Origin of the sequence: Pseudoalteromonas sp. TB41, from assembly GCF_000497975.1 — a bacterium.
Classification (GTDB): Bacteria; Pseudomonadota; Gammaproteobacteria; order Enterobacterales; family Alteromonadaceae; genus Pseudoalteromonas; species Pseudoalteromonas tetraodonis.
Genome location: NZ_AUTH01000033.1, coordinates 18,781 through 40,233 on the forward strand (window position 1 = coordinate 18,781; position 21,453 = coordinate 40,233).

A 21,453-nucleotide genomic window follows, 5' to 3' on the forward strand; every position below is an offset into this window, starting at 1 on the left:
TGTACTCAATTAATATGTTTTAAAAATGTATTTGCATCTTCTAAGCTACGTGTACGGCGCATTGGCGGTAAACTCTTTAAAAATACTTGTCCATATTGGCGTGTAACTAAACGATTATCGCAAATTACTAACACACCTTTATCTTTGTTATCACGAATTAAGCGACCTACCCCCTGCTTTAAGGCAATAACCGCTTGTGGTAACTGAATATGCGCAAAGGGATCTTTTCCTTGCATTTGGCAATCTTGCATTCTAGCCTGCAAAAGCGGATCATCGGGCGCTGCAAACGGCAGTTTGTCGATAATAACACAGCTTAAAGTACTGCCTCTTACATCAACCCCTTCCCAAAAGGACGCTGTACCGAGCAACACGGCATTACCATGACGGGTAAATTTTTCTAATATAATGCGTTTAGACATTTGCCCTTGCATGTAAACCGGATAGTCCATTTGTGTGGTTAAGCCCTCAGCCACCAAATGCATCATCCGGTAACTAGTAAATAGCACAAAACAACGCCCTTTTGCTGATTTTATGAGTTCGAGAGTTAACTTTACAATCGCATGCGGCATATTATCTGCGTGGGTTTCAGGTAAATAGCGCGGTAAGCACAATAGCGCCTGATTTTCATAATCAAACGGGCTATCTACCATCATACTTTGCTTTGGTTTTAACCCAAGGCTGGCATTAAAGTGAGTGAGTTCGTTGTCGACCGATAACGTGGCCGAGGTAAACACAAACCCTGCGCCAGACTCTTTCATCATCAAAGCAAATTTAGCCGATACATTCAGTGGCGTTATATTAATGGTTAAATAGCGCCGCGTGGTTTCGTACCAATAACTAAAGCCTGTTTGGGCGGTATCAAATACGCGCTCTAACTGGCCTTTAAATGCCAACACCCGCTCAAATGGGTGTTCAATTTTATCACTTCGTTCTAAGCAATGTTTTAAAACCTGATACACAAATTCTAAATCACTAATAACACGATGTAATGCAGAGCAAATAAGCTTATTACTGAGCTTTTCACGCCAATCCCCGCGGCTACCGTCCACACCAAACTGCAATCTTAAATCGGCGACACTGGTTTCCAATTTATTCAAACTTTTTCCTAATTGCAGCATGTCAGGAATTTCAGCGCGGTAAATAGCGCGTAAATCATTAATTAAATCCACCAGCTTTTTAGTACTCATGGTTTCGCCAAAATAGTCGCTGGCAATTTCACTTAACTGGTGGGCTTCATCAAAAATATAAGCATCTGCGTTGGGCATTAGCTCTGCAAAGCCAGACTCTTTAACCGCCATATCGGCAAAAAATAGATGATGGTTAATTACGACAACGTCGGCATCCCCTGCTTTTAAACGCGCTTTACGAATGTAGCACTCTTGAAAGTCAGGGCACTCTTTACCTAAACAGTTATCTGCAGTCGAGCTGACATACGGCAACACTTTGGCATCTTCTTCAATACCAATACAGTCGGCTAAATCGCCCGTATGCGTTTCACTGGCAAATTTAGCAACCATAGCGAGCTGATGCATTACATCAGGGTCGTCTGTGGGTACGTGTGCAACATGTTGGGTAAGCCGATAAGTGCATAAATAATTGGCACGCCCTTTTAACAATGCCGTTTTTTTAGCCGCGCCTAAGGCTTTTACTAACACCGGTAAATCACGATGATACAGCTGTTCTTGCAGTGCTTTAGAACCGGTTGAAATTATTGTTTTGCCTTTAGATTTAAGGGCTGGCGCTAAATAAGCAAAGGTTTTACCTGTGCCAGTACCGGCCTCAACAACAAGCTGGGAACTTGTTTTTAATGCATCCTCAACAGCCACGGCCATATCAATTTGAGGTTGGCGTGGTGAGTATCCATCTATTGATAAAGCCAAAGGCCCGGTTGCACTAAACAGCTGTTTGATAATACCAATCACTTTATAAAAAATAATAGCGGGATTCTACGTAAGCTATTGATGAAGGGCAAGCCAAATAGCGTGAGAATTTGGCCTTTAAAGGGGCTTATGCCCCTGTTAATTACTGTGCAATTATAGTTAACATAATGCCACTTGCATTACGATAGCCTTTAACATCTATGTGCCATACGCCTGCCTGGGGTGCAGAAATAGTGCAACTTTCTGTGTTGCCGTTTTTATATGGCCTACACACAAATTGTGTATTTGAAGATGGCGCACCGAAATTTAAATACAAATCAGCATCGCCGCTTCCGCCTGAAATAGCAACGTTCAGGGAGGCATAACCCGCGGCTAAACGTTGTTCAAAACGCTGCCAAGCGCCTGTATTTACGCTAATGTTATCTTCTACGCGATTAATGGGCTCTAAAGCGCCTGCTGGCTCAAAAATGCCTGTCAAAGAGACATTATTAATTGCGCTGTATGCCTCAACCATGACATAGTAAGTGCCTTCATTGCTGGTTGGAATGTCGCAACGCTCATTACTTGTGGCAGAGGTACTTTTACAGTCGTAATCAGTTAACGTGGGCGCCTGATTATATTTAACGTATAAATCGGCATCGCCATTATCACCTGAGGTTTCAAAGCTTAAGTTTTGCGCTCCTTTTGGTACATTCAATGTATAGATAAGCTGCTCTTTAGCAGTGGCATTGATACCAGAAATTGGTTCACCATTGACTAACTCATTATTATTTGGCGGAGTGACATCACCGGCATTTTTTGCCAATTCAGCAACAAAGCTAACGGCTAAGTTAGCAAATTTAATTGCATGATCAGCGTCAAAATTACTGTCGTTTTGTGTATGTATCAGTGGGTTAATGTCATTCATTTTTGATTCGAAAGGCATAGAGGCCGCAAACCCTTGTTGATACCACGAAGCATGATCGGAGCAACCATACCCACATTGATCAAAGCCATAACTAATTTGTGGTAAGTAGGTGTCTATCAGCTGGGCTAAAAACTGGTTTTGAGCATTGGTGGTGTAATCCGTCATCATAATAATATCTTCGATACTGCCGTTATTACCAGTCATATCAAATTGCACCATGCCAACTACATTCTTACCCAGCGAACGATAGCTACTGGCTATAGCTTTAGACCCTTTTAACCCCACCTCCTCTGCTGCAAACGCCATTATTTGAATAGTTTTTTGCGGTTTATAATTTGTATCAACAATTGCTCTTAACGCTTCCGTTAACACTGCAATACCCGATGCATTATCATCCGCGCCAGGAGAGCGCCCTTGTGCTGGATTTGCTTGGTTAATCGAGTCTAAATGCCCCCCAATAATAACAATTTCATCTGCATTTTCAGCACCTGCAATGGTTACAATCACTGATGATTGCGCCCAGCTATGCTGATAACTCTCAATGGTTATATCACTTCGAACGCTGGCAATTTGTTGCCAATAACTTTGCAGCCACTGTGAGGCATCAACGCCGGTTTGCGAAGTATAATAACGATTATTAAAACTAGTGAGTGAATTTACAGTGCTTTGTAAATTAATTGGGCTTTGTGCACTAATTAAACTTTGTACTGTTTGCGCATTATCAATTGAATAATTAAAGGCTGATGTAGCTTGGCTATTTTGAACAACAGCTAATTGTTTTGCGTAATCATTCGCTTCTTCGAACGAACTATGCGCAACAAACCCACCACAACGGTTATAGTTCTGGTGCATAAACTCACTTAAATTGTTTACTGCGTCACGCGGTACACTGAGTAAATCAACGTCAGGTAAAATACTTGATTTTCTATGCGCAAATTGCATTTTTTGCAAAAATGTACCTTGTTCATGTTGATAATGCTGGGCTGCAGTTGAGTCAATGGTGACCCAAATATTGTCTGGATTTTCATTTGCTAAGCAATTAAAACTTAAGGTTAAAGTAGTAATAACTGCTAACTGTTTAAAGTAGTTCATAAATATTCCTTATCTTGTCACTTTTATTTTAAGCATTAAAAAAGGGGCAAAGCCCCTTTTGATATGTATGCCTAATTAGCCGTTACGTTGAGTGTTACGCCGCTTGCTAAGCTGTAACCTCTTAAATCAATGTACCAAGTACCTGCTTGTGGGTTATCAAATGTACATTCTTCATTATTACCATTTTTGTAGGGTCTACATAAGTATGAAGACGTACTTGAAGGCGAGCCAAAGTTTACATAAAGATCAGCATCACCATTACCACCGGCAATACTAATATTTAAAGTGCTATACCCTTCTGATAAATCTTGAGTAAAGCGGCTCCAGTTATTAGTAGTCACATTAATATTAGACTCAGTTCTATTAATTGGCGTCACACCACCATTCCCATCAGAGTAGCTTCCCGTTAGCGATACACCAGATATCGCACTCCATGCTTCAACCATTACATAGTAAGTTCCTGCTTGTGCATTACTTATGTTGCAGCTTTCTGTACTGGTAGATGTTGTGCTATTGCAATCATAGTTATTTAAGCTTGGTCTACTAGCAAATTTAACATATAGGTCTGCATCACCTGAGCCACCCATTGTATTAAATTGAAGATTTGTTGCACCGTCAGGGACTTCCAAAGTAAAGAATAGTTGCTCTTTGTCTGCGCCGCTAATACCCGTACGGGTTACCCCATTGGTTAACACTTCATCGTCAGTCGGTGGTGGTGGTGTAGCACAATCACTACCTGAACTAAGATTTGAATTAACACCTACCGCAGCCAAAGCGGCTTTTACATCATTAGGGTCATAATTTAAATCACACGCAGCATCCATCACACCGTTACCGGCTAAATCCCAGCCTACACCCGCACTCCAATATAGTTGGTTAGCACGTGCCATTACGATAAAGGCTTTTTGTGTATCCCAACCCGGCGTGGTTGCTAAATTATAAAATGCCTTGTTATAAACACCTGAACTATAATGCACGTCCATACCTGAATAATAGTTACTTTGGTTATCTATAGAACGGCCATCTTGGGTAGGGTTATTCATGTAACGCAGTGCACCATTACCTTTAAAAATATCCTTTCCAACTAGCCAATCGTTGCTGCCTTTCATATAAAATTCAGCGGCTTCACCTGCCATATCCGAAAATGCTTCGTTTAACCCGCCTGGTTTACCATTATAAATTAAGCCTGAATTTTGCTCAGTAAAGCCATGGCTGACTTCATGCGCAGATACATCTAAACTGACCAACGGGTAGAATGTATTTTGGCCATCACCAAAGGTCATTGCGCTGCCATCCCAAAACGCATTTTCATAGTTACTTGAGTAATGAACCCGCATTTGTAACTGAAAACTCAAAGGCGCAGTCCCTAACCAATCGTTATACATATTAAAAATAACGTTACCAAAAAAATGAGCATCGTTTAGCGGTGAATAAGCACCGTTAATTTCTTTAAACGTATTTTCAGGACATGTAAATGAATACGCAGAAGAGCCACTTGTTCCGCCATTTAAATTAATAGTGCGAACATTTGCGTTATTCATGCTACAAGTATTACCTGATTGACTAACATCTAGGCTGTCAAAATCAGTTCCATATAAATACTTGCCTGTTTTTAGATTACCGCCAGGACCTGTTGCATTGGCATGTTGCAGGTTATCGTAACTAAGCAAGACCTCACCGGTATTAGCATCAATGATCAGGTATGGCCTTGATGGTGACTTGCCATAAGTAACATAAGACACTTCATAAACTAAATGCGCCTTATTTTGATCGTCAACCCAGATAGCAAGTCTGGATTGCTCATTATGTTTTTTTAATCCTACTGATTTTGCAGCTATACCCGTTTTAGACCCTTTTAAAATCGCATCTTTTTTTGTCAATTTAGCCGATACATCAGATAAATCTTCATCAATATTATAAACAGCTGCACCATGGGCTTTTTTAAGCAACCCATTATTAAATGTTAAGCTGACCGTATCACCAATGACAGGAATGCCCTGATACGTTTGTTGATAGCGGCGGGTTACTTCTCCGTTATTGCTAGTAAATTCTTTTAATACAACTAATTCGTTCCCTACACTCAACCCAATCAACTGATTTGGACTTACTGATAATAAGGAAGCAGAGTTTGATTGCACCATATTATTAATTGTCGGTTGTTGATTTAGGTATTTCTTATTCGCAGCTACTGCATTTGTTGCTTGAACCAAAGTTAAAGCAGCAAAAGTTGCTATTGTGATTTTAGATAAATTCACGTTTACGCTCCGTTAAAGTTTAAGTTTTTAATATATTTGTATTAATCGGCACACCTTGTACCCGATTAAGGGTCAGAGTAGGTTACAAACTTAAATAACGAAAATTAAACATTTAATTTACAATTAAAGTATTAGCTCGGAAATTAATCTATTATTTTACAATGATTTAAAAACTACTGTTTTAACTAATGAAGTCCAGAAACAACATTTCGTATACATATATTTACATAAAACAGCCAGCAAAAAGCATTAGATTTTAAAATCACACGCTTTATTGTTAATCACTAATCGACTGCTCAATGAGCATGTAGTTGCAAGGAAAAGACTTTACCTGTTGAGCTTTAAAAGAGGGGTAATCTATTTTAAATGGGTAGGGAGTAGTTTTAAAAACACGCAGTTCATAGCCATGCACCACTATTTGCTATGTTTAAACAAATTTGCTTTTATTGAGGGCGATTTTAACTTGAGGCAATAACGGTATCGCCAATCACTTGTACTAAGCCCATGTATCTAAATGGGGTTTGTCGTCATCTTCTTCAGCGGTTTTATTGCGCGATTTATTTTCGTCAAACGCCAGCTTATGTTGCTTTTCTACTTCTCTTTTTTTACGCTCTTCTAACTCGACTTTTTTGGCATTGGCACTTTGTTGAACCCCAGCAATATGAAAAGCCCCTTTAGATTCAAGCGTTAAACGCGTAATAGGCCCTAAATAAGGGATCATTATATCCATGCGTGCCTCCATTGAATTGAATGTAATTTAATCACTATAAAACTGTTGATAAATAAAGCAAACCTTTAGTTATTATCGACAGTTATAAGGTATTCTTTAATTTAAGAAAATTTTTCTTGCCATGCTATTGGTTTATGTGTTTTTATAAATGCGAAATTTATTAAACAAGCAACAGCTAAGCGTTAACATAATAACGAATAGCTAAACAGGATAAAAAATGCGCAACACTCTGACAGCAGTACATCACCACCATCATTCATCGGAATAACCTGTCAGGTCTTTCGCTGAGAGGTTGTTCCTAAAAGGAAACCTCTGGCGAATCAACATACCAAGATTCATTTTCGCCCTGAGGTTTCCCTCGGGGTTTTTAGTTTTAAAATTAAAGGAAAATGAGTAATGAATAATAGTAATCGTCTTCGTATCGCCATCCAAAAAGGCGGCCGCCTATCTAAAGATTGTCAAGATCTGCTTAAGCAACTGGGTGTAAAACTCAACCTTCGCGAGCAGCGCCTTATAGCACACTCAACCAACATGCCAATTGACGTTTTACGTGTACGCGATGACGATATTCCAGGTTTAGTTATGGACGGTGTATGTGACTTAGGTATTGTTGGCGAAAACGTTTTAGTTGAAGTACAAGCAGAAAGAGAGCGCCAAGGCGTTCCAAGCGAAGTAACTAAATTATCAAAATTAGATTTTGGTTACTGTCGTCTTGCACTTGCATGGCCACAAGAACTAGGTAAGCAAGACAAAAGCTGGTTTGAAGGCAAACGTATTGCAACCACCTACCCTGAAATTTTAAGCCAATATTTAAAACGTGAAGGCATCAACGCCAGCACTGTTATGCTCACAGGCTCTGTTGAAGTGGCGCCGCGTGCTGGTCTTGCTGATGCCATTTGTGATTTGGTCTCAACAGGTGCAACCCTTGAAGCTAATGGCTTAATGCAGGGTGATACAATTTTAGAGTCAAACGCTTGTTTAATTCAAAACACCCAACTGCAAGATGCTGACAAACTCGCGCTTATCAATAAATTGATGCCGCGTTTGCGTGGTGTTAAGCAAGCCAAAGAAAGCAAATACATCATGCTACACGCACCAAAAGACAAGCTGGATGAAATTTGTGAAATCCTGCCTGGTTCTGGTCAACCTACATTACTTGCACTAGCAGGATCTGACGAATATGTAGCATTGCACATGGTAAGTAGCGAAACGTTATTTTGGGAAACCATGGAGCAACTTAAAGCACTCGGCGCGAATTCTATTTTAGTTATGCCAATTGAAAAAATGATGGAGTAACAGCCATGCTTCGTTGGAATGAAGAATCATCACAGGTTCAAGCAGCGGCGCTGATGCGCCCTGCTGTATCAGCGAGTGAAAAAGTAGAAAGTATTTGCCAAACTATTTTGGCAAAAGTAAATGCGCAAGGCGATGCTGCATTACTGGCGTTAGCAAAAGAGTTTGATAACCGAGCTGAGCCGCGTTTACGTGTTCCACTTGATGAAATTAATGCCGCTGAGAAAATGCTAAGCCCTGAGCTTAAGTATGCAATTGATACCGCTTATGCAAATGTAAAATGTTTTCACCAAGCGCAACTGCCTAAAGATATTAAGTTATCGACTCAACCGGGCGTTGAATGTGAACTGAAATATCAAGCCATCGAAGCGGTCGGTATTTATGTCCCTGGGGGCAGTGCCCCATTGCCATCGTCAGTTATAATGCAAGGTGTATTGGCGCAGTTAAGCGGTGCAAAAACCGTGGTACTCACTACCCCAGTACAAGGCGATAAAGCAATAAATCCTGCTATTTTATATGCTGCTAAATTATGTGGTATCACCACTATTATTGAAAGCGGTGGTGCAGGCGCGATTGCTGCAATGGCCTACGGCACTGAATCAGTACCTAAAGTGAATAAAATTTTTGGCCCAGGTAATAGCTTTGTGACTATGGCAAAGCAGTTAGTTGCACAAACAATTCCAGGAATGGCGATTGATATGCCAGCAGGTCCATCTGAAGTATTAGTGATAGCAGATGAACGAGCAAATCCAGAGTTTATTGCGGCCGATTTACTCTCACAAGCAGAGCATGGCGCCGACTCGCAAGTTATTTTATTGTGTAACAGCGAAACTATTATTAAACAAACACAAGACGCGCTTACTCGTCAATTAGCTAACTTAAGCCGAAAAGACACCGCTGAACAAGCGTTGGCCAATTCGTCACTTATTTTAGTGGATTCAATAGCGCAAGCATTTGATGTATCAGCGCAATATGGGCCAGAGCACTTAATTTTACAGCTGGCAGATGCAAGCCCGTACCTTGATGCGGTTAAAAATGCAGGTTCAGTATTTGTTGGCGACTACACACCAGAATCGGCTGGCGATTATGCATCGGGTACTAACCACGTATTACCTACTTACGGTTATAGCGCGACATACTCAAGCTTAAACTTGCTTGATTTTTTCCGCACATACACAGTACAAACTATTAGTAAAAGTGGCTTAACAGAGCTTTCAAAAGCTATTTTACCACTGGCAGACGCAGAAGGCCTTGATGCCCACGCTAATGCGGTTTCAATTCGTTTAGAGGCAATAAACAATGAGCAATGAGAGCGCCCAAGCAACCAGCTTATTACCCGAGAATATTAAAGCGCTTGCTGCTTACAGCTCGGCTAAAAGTGAAAAGTTAACAGGCACAACGTGGCTCAATGCCAACGAAAGCCCATATGCTAAAAACCTTGAGTTGAGTATTGAAGATTTAAATCGCTACCCCGACCCTCAGCCACAATTGGTTATTGATCGCTATGCAGCTTATACCGAGCTTAAAAGCGACAATGTCCTTATGACGCGAGGTGCAGATGAAGGCATTGAGCTTTTAGTACGCACGTATTGCCAGCCAGCTAAGGACAGTATTGCGCTGTTTTTGCCTACCTACGGTATGTATAAAGTCACTGCTGATACGCACAATGTGGCTATTAACGCGCTTACTCAAGAGTTATTATTAACAGCCAATGTTGATGATATTGTCACTGCGGTCGGTAGCTCAAAACTGGTGTTTATTTGTAATCCAAATAACCCAACAGGTAGTTTAACGCCGCTAGATAAAGTAAAAGCCATTGCCACTGCGCTTGCAGGTAAAGCATTGGTGATTGTTGATGAAGCCTATATTGAGTTTTGCCCAGAGCAAAGTGCAACACAACTTATAAACGAGTTTAGTAATATTGTAGTGCTACGTACACTGTCAAAAGCGTTTGCGTTGGCAGGCCTGCGAACCGGGTTTACCCTCGCTCAAGCCAGTGTACTTGCGCCCATTCGTAAAGTCATTGCACCGTATCCGGTATCGAGCGTGGTAGCGAGTATTGCAGCGCAAGCCATTGCCCCTGATGCCATTACCTCTATGCGTCGCCAAGTGAGCATTTTAAACAGCTTAAAATTAAAGCTAATAGAGTGGTTAAACGCCTCCCCTGCTGTATTAAAAATTCTCACTGGTGAAGGCAACTTTGTTACCTTAAAATTGGCCGATAAAAACAGCTTTAAAGTTGCCCTTGAACAAGGCTTAGTCATGCGAGCATTTACCTTATACGGTGAAGACGACTGGCTACGCATTTCAATTGGTAGCGAACAAGAATTAGAACAAGTAAAAATTTGGCTCGATGGTTTAACCACCCCAACAGCCCTATCACAACAGGAAGTATCATGAGTAATCCCTATTTATTTATAGACCGTGACGGCACCATTATTGAAGAGCCAATCACCGACAAACAGGTAGATAGCCTTGAAAAGTTGGCTTTTTTACCTGGTGTTATTCCGGCATTATTGCAACTGCAAGCAGCAGGCTATCGCTTAGTGATGGTATCTAATCAAGATGGTTTAGGCACTGACAGTTTCCCTACTGCGGATTTTGACATAGCCCAAGACAAAATGATGGACATACTCAACAGCCAAGGGATTAACTTTGAAGATGTACTCATTTGCCCACACTTTGATGAACAAAACTGCGATTGCCGTAAGCCAAAAACAGGCTTACTGACCGAGCTTATGCGCTCTGGCAACGTAGATTTAGCGCGCTCTTTTGTAATTGGCGACCGCCAAACAGATATTGGTCTTGCGCAAAACTTATGTTGTGAAGGTATTTTATACGATGGTAGCTGGCCTGCTATTGTTACTAAGCTTACAACGGCAAACCGTGAAGGCCGTGTTACACGCAATACCAAAGAAACACAAATTGATGTAGCGGTTAATCTTGATCAAACTAAAAACGGTAGCATAGACACCGGCCTTGGCTTTTTTGATCACATGCTGGATCAAATACGCACCCACGCAAACATTGGCTTAAACATTAAAGCCAAAGGCGATTTACACATAGACGAGCATCACCTTGTTGAAGACATTGGTATTGCCTTAGGGGTTGCTCTTAAACAAGCACTTGGCACAAAATCTCAAATTGCGCGTTATGGTTTTGCATTGCCTATGGATGAATGTAAAGCCGAAGCGCAAATTGACTTATCTGGACGTGCTTCATTTGTGTTAAACGCAAACTTTAGCCGCGAAAAAGCCGGTGATTTAGACGTACAAATGGTAGAGCATTTTTTCAAAAGCTTAAGTGATAACGCTGCAATTAGCCTTATTTTGTCGGTAAGTGACGGTAACTGTCATCACCAAGTAGAGGGCTTGTTTAAAGCATTTTCTCGTGCTCTGCGTATGGCAATTGCACAAGATACTAGTCAACAAACAGCCAGCTCTAAGGGGTGTTTATGATAGCGATAATTAATACCGGTTGTGCCAATATCAACTCGGTACGCTTTGCATTTGAGCGTTTAGGTAAAACCCCTACCGTTATTACCTCGCCAGAACAATTAGCAGGCTATGAGCGCGCTATTTTGCCTGGTGTTGGCCATGCATCTGTGGCTATGAAGCGCCTAGTCGATAATGGTTGGCAGCAAGCCATTAACGAATATCAGCGCCCGCTAATGGGAATTTGCCTGGGGATGCAACTGCTGTGCGAAAGCACCGAAGAAGGTAACGTGCAATGCTTAGGTAAAATACCCGGCCAAGTAAAAGCACTGGATGTAGGTAGTTTAACGTCACCGCATATGGGGTGGAATAACTTATCTATACAACAAGCGCACCCACTAACCAAAGGGCTGCATAAAGACGATCAGGTTTATTATGTGCACAGCTTTGCGCATACCGTTAACGATGCCACTTTAGTCAGTAGTGAATACGGGCAAACTTTTTCAGCCATTGTCGCTAAAGATAATTATGCCGGTATGCAATTTCACCCAGAGCGAAGTGCTAAAGTAGGCACTCGTTTATTACAAAACTTTCTAGATTGGCAGTTATAAGCGACTGTTAATAAATAATAAAAGAGATACACAGTGATTATTCCAGCATTAGACGTATTACAAAATCAAATTGTACGTTTGTATCAAGGTAAATATGATACCGCACAGTTTTACCCCTTTGAACTTGGCGCTCGCCTGAAAGAATACGCTGACAGCGGCGCGGGTAAACTGCACCTTGTTGATTTAGAAGGGGCACGCGATCCCAGTAAAAAACAATGGCAACATATTCAAGCAGCCACAAAAGCACTGAATGTGCCCTATCAAGTGGGTGGGGGTATTCGTTCAGAGCAAGATGTGAGCGATTGGTTAAAAGCCGGTGCAAACCAAGTGGTTATTGGTTCAATGGCAGTTGAAAAGCGTGAACAGGTTAAAGCTTGGATTGAGCAATTTGGCGCTGAGCACTTTGTAATTGCCCTTGATGTTAATAAAACAGAGTCCGGCTGGGCGCCAGCAACCCATGGTTGGTTAAATGAATCTGAGTTTGGGCTATTTGAACTTATTGATTTTTATGTAGAGCTGGGCATTATTGATTTTTTATGCACGGACATCAGTAAGGACGGCACCATGACCGGCCCCTCTTTTGCGCTTTATGAAGATTTAATTAATCATAATGCAGATATTAAAGTACAAGCGTCGGGTGGTGTGAGTTCATTAGATGATATTAAAAAGCTAAATGAACTTGGTGTTGGCGGCGTAATTTTAGGCAAGTCTTTATTAGATGGTGCTTTTAGCGTAGAAGACGCGCTTAAATTAAGCTAAAAATATAGCTCTAAAAAAGGCACAGGTGCGAGCGCATCTGTGCCTTTTTTGTATAAAACTATTAGTTTATTTATGCTTACCAGGTAACATAGAGCCTAATACGCCATCTTGCTTTATTAAACCATGATAAAGCGCGGCACTAACATGCATAAAGATAAACAATAAAAATGCATAAGCAATTAAACCATGTGCTTCACGGAAAAAAGCATACGTTTCAATATCTTTACTAACTAAGCTGGGCAAAGTAAATAAACCAAAAAAGCTCACATGACGGCCATCAGCGCTTTGCATTAACCAACCAGAAATCGGCATTAAAATCATAGATGCATATAAACCCACTTGGGTTAAATGCGCGGCTAGTGCTTGAGCCTTAGGCACACTCGGTGGTAATGCAGGACTGGTGGTGACGACTTTATTGATTAATCTAATAGCAACTAACACTAACGCTAAAATACCAAATGACTTATGCAGCGCAATGGCCTCTACTTGCCAAACCGCTAAACTTTGTACCATCGACAAACCAAGAAATAACATAGAAAGTATGATTAACGCCATCGCCCAGTGAATAAGCATACTCGACGCTGAGTATTTATTAATTGTTTTCATTCGATATTTCCTGTTATTAATTATTTAAAAGTACTTCTTTAGCACGACGACGAAATGACTCAGCATAAGCCGCGCCACGGGCACGTAATATAGGATCGGCGCTTGGCTCTATCCCTGTAGGAAGTACCAAGGGATCAAAGTTCATATCAGCACACACGCCTCCTTCTTGCGCCTGAAGCCTTGAGATAACTAACGTACCGGCATTTATGGTTTTACGTGATTGAGGCCATAAAACAGTTGGGTTATTTTCATCATCCTCTTCGGTTGCAAAGCTAAACAGCATGTCGAATTTAACGGGGGCTTGAGCAACTTGATCTTTAAGTTGTAGCTGCAATGCATCGGCTGAATCATTATTAAGTGGTTGAATGTTTTCATCACTTAATTGTGGTTTAGCTATCCAACGTACGGCGTGCTTTTTATTATTTTCATCAACCAAATAAAAGGCATTAATACTGTGGTATTGCTCAGTGGCAAAACTGCTGGTTGGTTTATAACTTGCTTTCCAGTTATTAAATGCGGCACTTTCAGGGTGTGCGGCAAAAAAGGCTTTAATTTTTTCAGGACTGCGTTTTTTAGTTACCGGATCAGGGGATAGCGCTTGTAACTGTTTAAAGAACGCATCTGGCGTCGCTACAGCCATAACTGGAGGCGTGTTCATTGCTACGCGCCATTCTTGGTTATCATCGGTAGTTATAGAAAACGCTAAACTGCGCACCGGTGCTTTTAAATCAGGCGCGGTTGGGTTATTGCCCGCAATAGAAAAACGGCCAACAAAAGGAGTGGCCCCTAAATCAAATACCTTTGCTTGCGAATATTTAGCAAGCTCACCGGTAGACTCAAACGACCCCGCTAAACAAATACCTTTTGCATGGGCTCGACGAAAACCCGCATGGGCTTGATCACCTTGTTGTAAATTAACAAAACGCTGCGCAGTAACCGCATCGCTGTTAAAAGCGCCGGTAAAATATAAAATCGTCAGTGCAAATAAAGTGATTATTGCAATTAAGGTGATTTTTTTACTCATGGTAGGATTAGACCTCGTATGATTATTTTCATGATGATTATGTTTGGAATTTTTCATAGTTTTAATTACGTCTTTAAATTAATGGCTAACCATTACTGAGATATGCTTTAGATCGGATAGCTTTTATTTAGTTATACCGACACGACACTCACAAGACCGACCCCAAGCAATTAATATTTCAATTTAATTAATAAAAACCGCACTTTAAGTATTTTAAATTCCAAAAATATAATCTTTATGAGCTGCGCTTTAAAAAAGCCGATTGTTAATTATACTAATGTTGATACAAAGCAAGCATTAGGGTACTGATTTATTACGTTCTACAAAATCACACAAATTAAAACAAAACCGTACAGCAATAATAAACTGTTGAAATTAAAATATTATTTATTACTCACTCGTTATCTACTGCTTTTTTCAAGTAGTAAGTAGTTATAGCTTAATAAACAGCAGTACAGGTAAATTCGAAAATAAACACATTTACGCATTTTATAATTTTGAACCACACAAAAATGCCAACGATTAACACCGCACTTTTTATTTAAGGTAAGCAAGATGATCAATAAACCATGTTTTACTAAATTTAATTTTATTAGTATTGCGCTACTGTTGTTAGCCGGTTGTTCAGATAGCGAAGTCAGCACTCAAAAGCAAAACAAGCCACGCCCTGTTAAGTTAATAACCATTGATGATGGCTCTCAATCAAAAACACTCACCTATCCTGCCACTATAGATACAATAAACAGCTCAAAACTGGCCTTTCAGGTCAGTGGTAAACTTGAAAAGCTCAACGTTATTGCTGCGCAAAACGTAAAAAAAGGAGACGTAATAGCCGCATTAGAGCAACGAAACTTTGTTAATGAGGTTAAGTCGAGCAAAATACAGTTTGAAACGGCCAACAATGATTATCAACGTGGTTTAAAGCTTGCAAAAGACGGTGTTATTTCACAGCGAGATATAGAGCAACTAAAATCTAAAAAAGAAGTGGCCGAATCACAATATGACTCAGCGCAAAAGGCATTATCTGACAGTAAAATCATAGCGCCTTACGATGCCATTGTTGCAGAAGTTCCAGTAAAGCAGCTTGAAAACATCAGTGCTGGGCAACATGTAGTTACCCTATTTGGTAAAGGTGAAATGGAAGCGGTTGTAAATATTCCCGCGTCTATTGTGGCCACGGTAGATTCTAAACAAAACAATGTAGCGACTGTTATTTTACAAGATGTATCGGCTGCGCCTATCCCTGCCACATTTAGACGTGCGAATTTAGAAGCCGACTCAGCCAGTCAAACCTATGAAGTACGCTTTTCGTTTGCTGTACCCAATAACCTTAATATATTACCTGGCATGAATGCCAGCCTAAAAATAGAACGTCAAACAAGTTCAAACGCAACACGACTGGCTGTCCCTACCTTTGCTATTTTTGAAGAAAACGGCCAGCATTTCGTATGGACTGTTGACCAACAAACAATGCAAGTATCAAAAACACTCGTTGCTATTGAGCAAGGTATTGGCGAACAACTGATTATTACTGAGGGCTTAAAAGCAGGTGATGTGATTGTAGGTGCAGGTGCAAACTATGTGACTGAGGGTATGAAAGTACGTCCTTGGACTAAAGCATAGGAGCGCAGTCATGGATTTAGCAAAGTGGACAATAAATAATAAATTAATTAGCACTATACTCATCATTTTAACGCTTGGCTTTGGTTTTTCGTCATACAAAAACATGGCTCGGTTTGAAGACCCCGAATTTATAATTCGCACCGCGCAAGTATTTGTTTCTTATTTAGGCGCGAGCCCGCTTGAGGTTGCTAAAGAAGTGACCGAGCCGCTTGAGCGTGCCATTCAAGAGTTACAAGAAGTCGATACTATATCGTCGACCTCATCAACGGGCTTATCTGAAATTAAAGTAGAAATTAAATCAGAATTTTCGCCAACCAAATCTGAGCTACAAGTTATTTGGACTAAACTCAGAAACAAAATTAACGATACTCGCCCAACACTTCCTCCTGGTACAGGGACCCCCAAAGTGTTTGATGATTATGGCGATGTATATGGCTTAAGTTATTTAATTACTGCCGAAGGTTACTCCCCCGATGAACTGCATGCCTATGCTAAAACGCTACAAAGTGACATTTTACAAGTAGACGGTGTAGCGAAAGTTGCCATGACGGGCGTACAACAAGAGGGAATATTTGTAGAAATTGCTCGAGAAGAGTTAGCCTCTTTAGGTGTATCTATCAATAACATTTACGGTATTTTGGATGAACAAAACGCCGTATTGAGTGCAGGTAATACCCAAATTGGCGATCAACGTATTTTTATTGATCCCACCGGCGAATTAAACTCCGTTGATACCATTAAAAACCTACTGGTAAGTGCCAGCGCTAAAGGTAAAACAATTTACCTAAAAGATATTGCCAATGTATACCGCGGTTTTCAAAGCCCAGCAACCAAGTTAGTGCGCTACAACTCTAAGCCTGCCATATCCCTGGGGGTTGCCAGTGTATTAGGCGCTAATGTGGTAAAAGTGTTTGACCGCGTTGATGATAAAGTAAAGCAAACTGAAAACCTCAGACCGCTTGGCATCAGCGTGCATGAGTTTTACCACCAAGGAAAAGTGGTACAAGACTCAGTCGATAACTTTGTGGTTAATGTATTAGTCGCGCTGGTGATTGTCATGGTCACGCTACTGCTATTTATGGGGTTGCGCTCTGGGATTATTATTGGCGCCGTATTACTGCTAACTATTTTTGCGACACTTGCTACCATGGACTTTAGCGGTATACCCATGCACCGTATTTCCTTAGGTGCGCTTATTATTGCCCTCGGTATGATGGTTGATAATGCGATTGTGGTGACAGAAGGAATTTTGGTAGGCACACAACAAGGGCGTAAAAAGTTAGACATTGCCAGTGAAGTTGTAAAACAAACTAAATGGCCACTACTTGGCGGTACATTAGTCGGCATTGTTGCCTTTGCACCTATTGGCCTCGCACCGGGCGATACCGCTGAATTTACCGGCCATTTATTTTGGGTTATTTTAATCTCTTTGTTATACAGCTGGTTATTTGCCATTACCCTAACTCCCCTGTTTTGTTATTGCTTGTTTAAAGAACAAGATGGCGATACCTCCGGTTCAGCAAAACCTAATAAGCTCATGGCACTGTATCAATCGGTTGTAGTGTCGGCACTTCATCATCGCTGGTTAACGGTTACTGTTGTGGTTGCCATGTTTAGTGTGTCTATGTGGGGTTTTCAATTTGTAAAATCAGGGTTTTTCCCAGCTTCCACCACGCCGCAAATGGTGGTTGATTTTTGGTTACCACAAGGCACCGATATTGAAAAAACCAAAAAAGACATGCTCAAACTGGAAGCGTTTGTAAAACAACAAAACGGCGTTGAAGGCATACAAACGCTTATTGGCGGTGGCGGATTACGTTACATGCTTATTTATGGCAGCGAATCACCCAACAGTTCTTACGGGCAAATTTTAGCTAAAGTCGATGACTATAAAAAACTAGATCAACTCTTACCTAGGGTACAAAACTACATCGATAATAACTTTGTGGATGCGCAAGGCAAAGTATGGCGCTTTGTAATGGGCCCAGGTGGTGGCTCTAAAATAGAAGCCACATTTAAAGGCCCCGATCCGAGTGTATTAAGAGAGCTGGCAGCAAAAGCAAAAGCCATATTAATTGATGATGGCGGTGCGTTATCAATTAAAGACACCTGGCGACAACGCATTAGTGTTATTGAGCCACAGTACTCAGCCATTAATGCACAGCGCGCAGGTGTAACGCGCAAAGCTGTTGCTGAAGCACTGCAACAAAACTTTTCAGGGCAAGTGGTTGGGCAGTATCGTGAAGGCGAAGAGCTCATTCCTATTATCGTCAGAGCGCCACAAAAAGAACGCGTAGACATAAACGACATTGGTAACATTCAAGTGCAAAGCAATATCACCGGTGAAACACTGCCTCTTGCTCAAGTCACCAATGGCTTTAAAACCGTATGGCGCGACGGCATATTAAAACGTGAAGACCGTGAATGGACCATAAAAGCCCAAGCCGATCCACTGCCAGGGGAGCTTGCTTCTGAGTTATTTAATAGAGTAAAACCAAAAATAGAAGCCATTGAACTACCACAAGGCTACCGCCTAGAATGGGATGGCGAATATGGTCAATCGAAAGAGTCTAACGAAATGCTGGCCTCAACTATTCCACTGGGTTTTTTAGCCATGGTACTCATTGTTATTGTGTTATTTAACGCATTAAAACAACCTATTATTATTTGGCTTGTGGTGCCATTAGCCTTAATTGGTGTTGTTTTTGGGCTGGTTACTACACAAATCCCATTAGAGTTTATGGGTATATTAGGATTACTGTCGCTCTCTGGTTTATTGATTAAAAATGCCATTGTATTAGTGGATCAGATGGATATGGAAATACGCCAAGGAAAACCACGCTATGAGGCCATTATCGATTCGGCAAATAGTCGGGTAAGACCAGTAATGATGGGCACACTCACCACCGTACTAGGGGTAATACCACTATACTTTGATGCGTTTTTCCAATCGATGTCAGTGGTACTGGTGTTTGGGTTACTGTTTGCCACCCTACTGACTTTAATTGTGATCCCCGTACTCTACGCGATATTTATGAACGTAAAAACAGATGAACATATACATAGTTAATTGTTGATCACACTGAATCTTGGTCAAATGTTATGAACACTTTGATCAAGATTCACCCTACTTTAGTCAAAAATTACAGAATAAACGCACAACCATAATGGCAATAAACGCACTTTCTAATTATTATATTAATATCAAACAGCAGTATTTTTAAATTAACGATAACAATTCTACTGTCCGCCCCATATTAAATTTAGTCGCTTTTGTTATTCAATAATAATTGGCTCGGAAACTTTATATGCCATTACAACGCTTACTTATTCTATTTATATCACTGGCGTTAAGTGAAGCCATTATTATGATGTTATTGGCATCATTTGTTACGAAATATACAGGCATCTGGTTTTCTGTAATATTAGATGCCAGCCTTATCTCATTCATTGCTATTATTACTATTCACTACTTATTTAATGATAGTGACTTTGTAAAAAACCAACAATCGAGAACCGAATTCCTAACATTTAAAATAGCTATGATCGTTTTTACGATTGAGGCTTTAGTTATGTTTGCCTTTAATTTTGACGAATTTGTTTTACAGCAATGGCAAGTCATAGCAATTGATAGCTTAATACTCAGTAGTCTGAGTGTGCCTATAATTTACTTTTCCATTATTAAACCTGCCTTCTTGCCCTTACAAGAGCAAAATTCGCAAAAGCTAAACACAACCATATTTACTAGCCTACTGACCTATTTTTGCTCTGCAATTATTTTATATATTGCCTTGTATATGTTTTACGAAAACCAAATACAAACGCGTATAGGTTCTGTTATTCAAAAAGAGAAAAATGAGTTAAAACAAGCTAAATATTCGTTTTTACAACAACTTAATCATGCATCTCGTGATCTGTTAATTCTTAAAAATAATCACCACTTTAAGGAACAGCGTTTTTTTAGTAATGAAAACAAAACACTATTAGAACAGGACTATTTTAATTTTATCACCATAAAAAATTATTACACCCAAATAAGAATTCTTAGCTTAAAAGGCCAAGAGTTAATAAGGGTGCAAAGAGAAAATAACAGTACCGTTATCGTACCTCCAGACAAGCTTCAAGATAAAAGCGATCGATACTACTATAAACGCGGGATAAAGCTCAGCCCTGATGATATTTTTATATCTCCATTAGATTTAAATATTGAAAATGGTCAAATTGAAAGGCCATTAAAACCAATGATCCGTTTAGGCTCAGTGCTAGTTGACAAAAACAATGAAAAGATTGGCTTACTTATAATAAATCTCGGAGGTGTGCATTTACTTAGTCAATTAGAAAATATTTCTAAAAGCTCACTAGGTGACATTATGCTCTTTAATGAAGAAAGTTACTGGTTATTTGGTGATGTACAAAAACAATGGGCTTTTATGTTTGCCAATAAACCCAAGCAACGTTTTCAAGATATCCATCCAGATATATGGCAAGCGATGGAAACTAAAACAAATGGGATCATTGAAAAGGATAGCAACATTTATATTTTTGAACACATGACCTTACTAGATCAAGTACCAACACTTGATAATCAGAGAAATAGCAACGGGAAATGGCCCAAATGGAAGTTAGTAAATAAGGTCCCTCTATCACTGATTGAAAACGAATTTAATAGTTTAAAAAAATTGATTGTTTTGCTCTATCTAGGTGTAATGTTATTAATGATATGAATCGCCCCGAGTTCATCGGAGACCAGTTTGTTTAAGTCAGGCCACTTTACCTGACTCGTTTAAATTATCATAGTAGTCTGTTTCATATTGAGCTGGTGAAATATACCCAATTGAAGATAATAAGCGTTGATTATTAAACCAATTGACCCACTCTAACGTTGCGTATTCAACAGCATCAACATTCTTCCACGGGCCATTTCTGCGAATAATCTCTGTTTTAAATAATCCATTTATTGTTTCAGCCAATGCATTGTCATAAGAGTCACCCACACTGCCTACAGACGCTTGAATTCCAGCTTCAGCAAGTCGCTCAGTGTATCGTATAGACAAATATTGGCTGCCTCTGTCGCTGTGGTGAATTAACCCTTCGGGGTTGCCACGATGCCAAATAGCTTGCTCTAACGCATCAAGAATAAGCTCTGTGTGCATTGTCGTTGATACACGCCAACCTACAATGTATCGTGAAAAAACATCTATCACGAAAGCGACATAAACAAACCCACTCCATGTGGCAA

16 protein-coding genes are annotated in these 21,453 nt (G+C 40.3%); 9 read left to right on the forward strand and 7 right to left on the reverse strand.

Annotated features, from left to right (window positions below):
* Positions 1–5: 5 nt before the first annotated feature.
* The 4 genes from L641_RS0105210 to L641_RS0105225 form a co-directional block, all read right to left on the reverse strand.
* Positions 6–1,922 (reverse strand): ATP-dependent DNA helicase, encoded by a 1,917-nt coding sequence (locus L641_RS0105210; protein WP_013463302.1) that lies wholly within the window; start codon positions 1,920–1,922, stop codon positions 6–8.
* A 100-nt stretch (positions 1,923–2,022) separates the two neighbouring features.
* Positions 2,023–3,879, reverse strand: a complete 1,857-nt coding sequence (locus tag L641_RS0105215) for a M28 family metallopeptidase (protein WP_024601326.1) — start codon at positions 3,877–3,879, stop codon at positions 2,023–2,025.
* Between the two features lie 71 nt (positions 3,880–3,950).
* Complete coding sequence (locus L641_RS0105220) at positions 3,951–6,134, reverse strand: pre-peptidase C-terminal domain-containing protein (RefSeq protein ID WP_024601327.1); 2,184 nt, start codon at positions 6,132–6,134, stop codon at positions 3,951–3,953.
* A gap of 496 nt (positions 6,135–6,630) precedes the next feature.
* A complete protein-coding gene (locus L641_RS0105225) occupies positions 6,631–6,864 on the reverse strand; it encodes a hypothetical protein (protein ID WP_024601328.1) in 234 nt (77 codons plus the stop codon).
* A 396-nt stretch (positions 6,865–7,260) separates the two neighbouring features.
* On the opposite strand from L641_RS0105225, the gene hisG reads away from it, so the two are divergent.
* The 6 genes from hisG to L641_RS0105255 are packed head-to-tail and all read left to right on the forward strand — an operon-like array spanning position 7,261 to position 12,961.
* On the forward strand, positions 7,261–8,160 hold the full coding sequence (hisG, locus tag L641_RS0105230) for an ATP phosphoribosyltransferase (protein WP_013463297.1): 900 nt from the start codon (positions 7,261–7,263) through the stop codon (positions 8,158–8,160).
* A gap of 5 nt (positions 8,161–8,165) precedes the next feature.
* Positions 8,166–9,467: a histidinol dehydrogenase gene (gene hisD / locus L641_RS0105235; RefSeq protein ID WP_013463296.1), complete on the forward strand. Its 1,302-nt coding sequence runs from the start codon at positions 8,166–8,168 to the stop codon at positions 9,465–9,467.
* The gene (gene hisC, locus L641_RS0105240) at positions 9,457–10,557 is read left to right on the forward strand and encodes a histidinol-phosphate transaminase (protein ID WP_013463295.1); all 1,101 of its coding nucleotides are present in this window, start codon (positions 9,457–9,459) and stop codon (positions 10,555–10,557) included. Before hisD ends, hisC begins: the two co-directional genes overlap by 11 nt.
* On the forward strand, positions 10,554–11,615 hold the full coding sequence (hisB, locus tag L641_RS0105245) for a bifunctional histidinol-phosphatase/imidazoleglycerol-phosphate dehydratase HisB (protein ID WP_013463294.1): 1,062 nt from the start codon (positions 10,554–10,556) through the stop codon (positions 11,613–11,615). Before hisC ends, hisB begins: the two co-directional genes overlap by 4 nt.
* Entirely contained in the window at positions 11,612–12,202 is a 591-nt protein-coding gene (gene hisH, locus L641_RS0105250) for an imidazole glycerol phosphate synthase subunit HisH (RefSeq protein ID WP_013463293.1), read from the forward strand. The genes hisB and hisH overlap by 4 nt, the downstream gene beginning before the upstream one ends.
* 33 nt (positions 12,203–12,235) lie before the next feature.
* Complete coding sequence (locus tag L641_RS0105255; protein WP_024601329.1) at positions 12,236–12,961, forward strand: 1-(5-phosphoribosyl)-5-[(5-phosphoribosylamino)methylideneamino] imidazole-4-carboxamide isomerase; 726 nt, start codon at positions 12,236–12,238, stop codon at positions 12,959–12,961.
* A 66-nt stretch (positions 12,962–13,027) separates the two neighbouring features.
* Here L641_RS0105255 and L641_RS0105260 read toward each other — a convergent pair whose 3' ends face one another.
* A complete protein-coding gene (locus L641_RS0105260) occupies positions 13,028–13,567 on the reverse strand; it encodes a cytochrome b (RefSeq protein ID WP_024601330.1) in 540 nt (179 codons plus the stop codon).
* 16 nt (positions 13,568–13,583) lie between these two features.
* Entirely contained in the window at positions 13,584–14,591 is a 1,008-nt protein-coding gene (locus tag L641_RS0105265) for a catalase family peroxidase (protein WP_013463290.1), read from the reverse strand.
* A gap of 555 nt (positions 14,592–15,146) precedes the next feature.
* Here L641_RS0105265 and L641_RS0105270 point away from each other — a divergent pair.
* The 3 genes from L641_RS0105270 (at position 15,147) to L641_RS22200 (ending at position 20,938) form a co-directional block, all read left to right on the forward strand.
* Entirely contained in the window at positions 15,147–16,214 is a 1,068-nt protein-coding gene (locus L641_RS0105270) for an efflux RND transporter periplasmic adaptor subunit (RefSeq protein ID WP_016900158.1), read from the forward strand.
* Positions 16,215–16,224: 10 nt separating this feature from the next.
* On the forward strand, positions 16,225–19,284 hold the full coding sequence (locus L641_RS0105275) for an efflux RND transporter permease subunit (RefSeq protein WP_024601331.1): 3,060 nt from the start codon (positions 16,225–16,227) through the stop codon (positions 19,282–19,284).
* Positions 19,285–19,522: 238 nt separating this feature from the next.
* On the forward strand, positions 19,523–20,938 hold the full coding sequence (locus L641_RS22200; RefSeq protein WP_253944047.1) for a GGDEF domain-containing protein: 1,416 nt from the start codon (positions 19,523–19,525) through the stop codon (positions 20,936–20,938).
* Positions 20,939–20,974: 36 nt separating this feature from the next.
* Here L641_RS22200 and L641_RS0105285 read toward each other — a convergent pair.
* A partial coding sequence (locus tag L641_RS0105285) for an IS3 family transposase (RefSeq protein WP_024601065.1) occupies positions 20,975–21,453 on the reverse strand: 479 nt, incomplete at its 5' end.

Coding starts and splice junctions, on each gene's coding strand:
- hisD (WP_013463296.1), top strand. CDS start 8,166: ATGCTTCGTTGGAATGAAGAATCATCACAGGTTCAAGCAGCGGCGCTG.
- L641_RS0105260 (WP_024601330.1), bottom strand. CDS start 13,567: ATGAAAACAATTAATAAATACTCAGCGTCGAGTATGCTTATTCACTGG.
- hisG (WP_013463297.1), top strand. CDS start 7,261: ATGAATAATAGTAATCGTCTTCGTATCGCCATCCAAAAAGGCGGCCGC.
- hisC (WP_013463295.1), top strand. CDS start 9,457: ATGAGCAATGAGAGCGCCCAAGCAACCAGCTTATTACCCGAGAATATT.
- L641_RS0105225 (WP_024601328.1), bottom strand. CDS start 6,864: ATGGATATAATGATCCCTTATTTAGGGCCTATTACGCGTTTAACGCTT.
- L641_RS0105265 (WP_013463290.1), bottom strand. CDS start 14,591: ATGAGTAAAAAAATCACCTTAATTGCAATAATCACTTTATTTGCACTG.
- L641_RS0105270 (WP_016900158.1), top strand. CDS start 15,147: ATGATCAATAAACCATGTTTTACTAAATTTAATTTTATTAGTATTGCG.
- hisB (WP_013463294.1), top strand. CDS start 10,554: ATGAGTAATCCCTATTTATTTATAGACCGTGACGGCACCATTATTGAA.
- L641_RS22200 (WP_253944047.1), top strand. CDS start 19,523: ATGCCATTACAACGCTTACTTATTCTATTTATATCACTGGCGTTAAGT.
- L641_RS0105215 (WP_024601326.1), bottom strand. CDS start 3,879: ATGAACTACTTTAAACAGTTAGCAGTTATTACTACTTTAACCTTAAGT.
- L641_RS0105275 (WP_024601331.1), top strand. CDS start 16,225: ATGGATTTAGCAAAGTGGACAATAAATAATAAATTAATTAGCACTATA.
- hisH (WP_013463293.1), top strand. CDS start 11,612: ATGATAGCGATAATTAATACCGGTTGTGCCAATATCAACTCGGTACGC.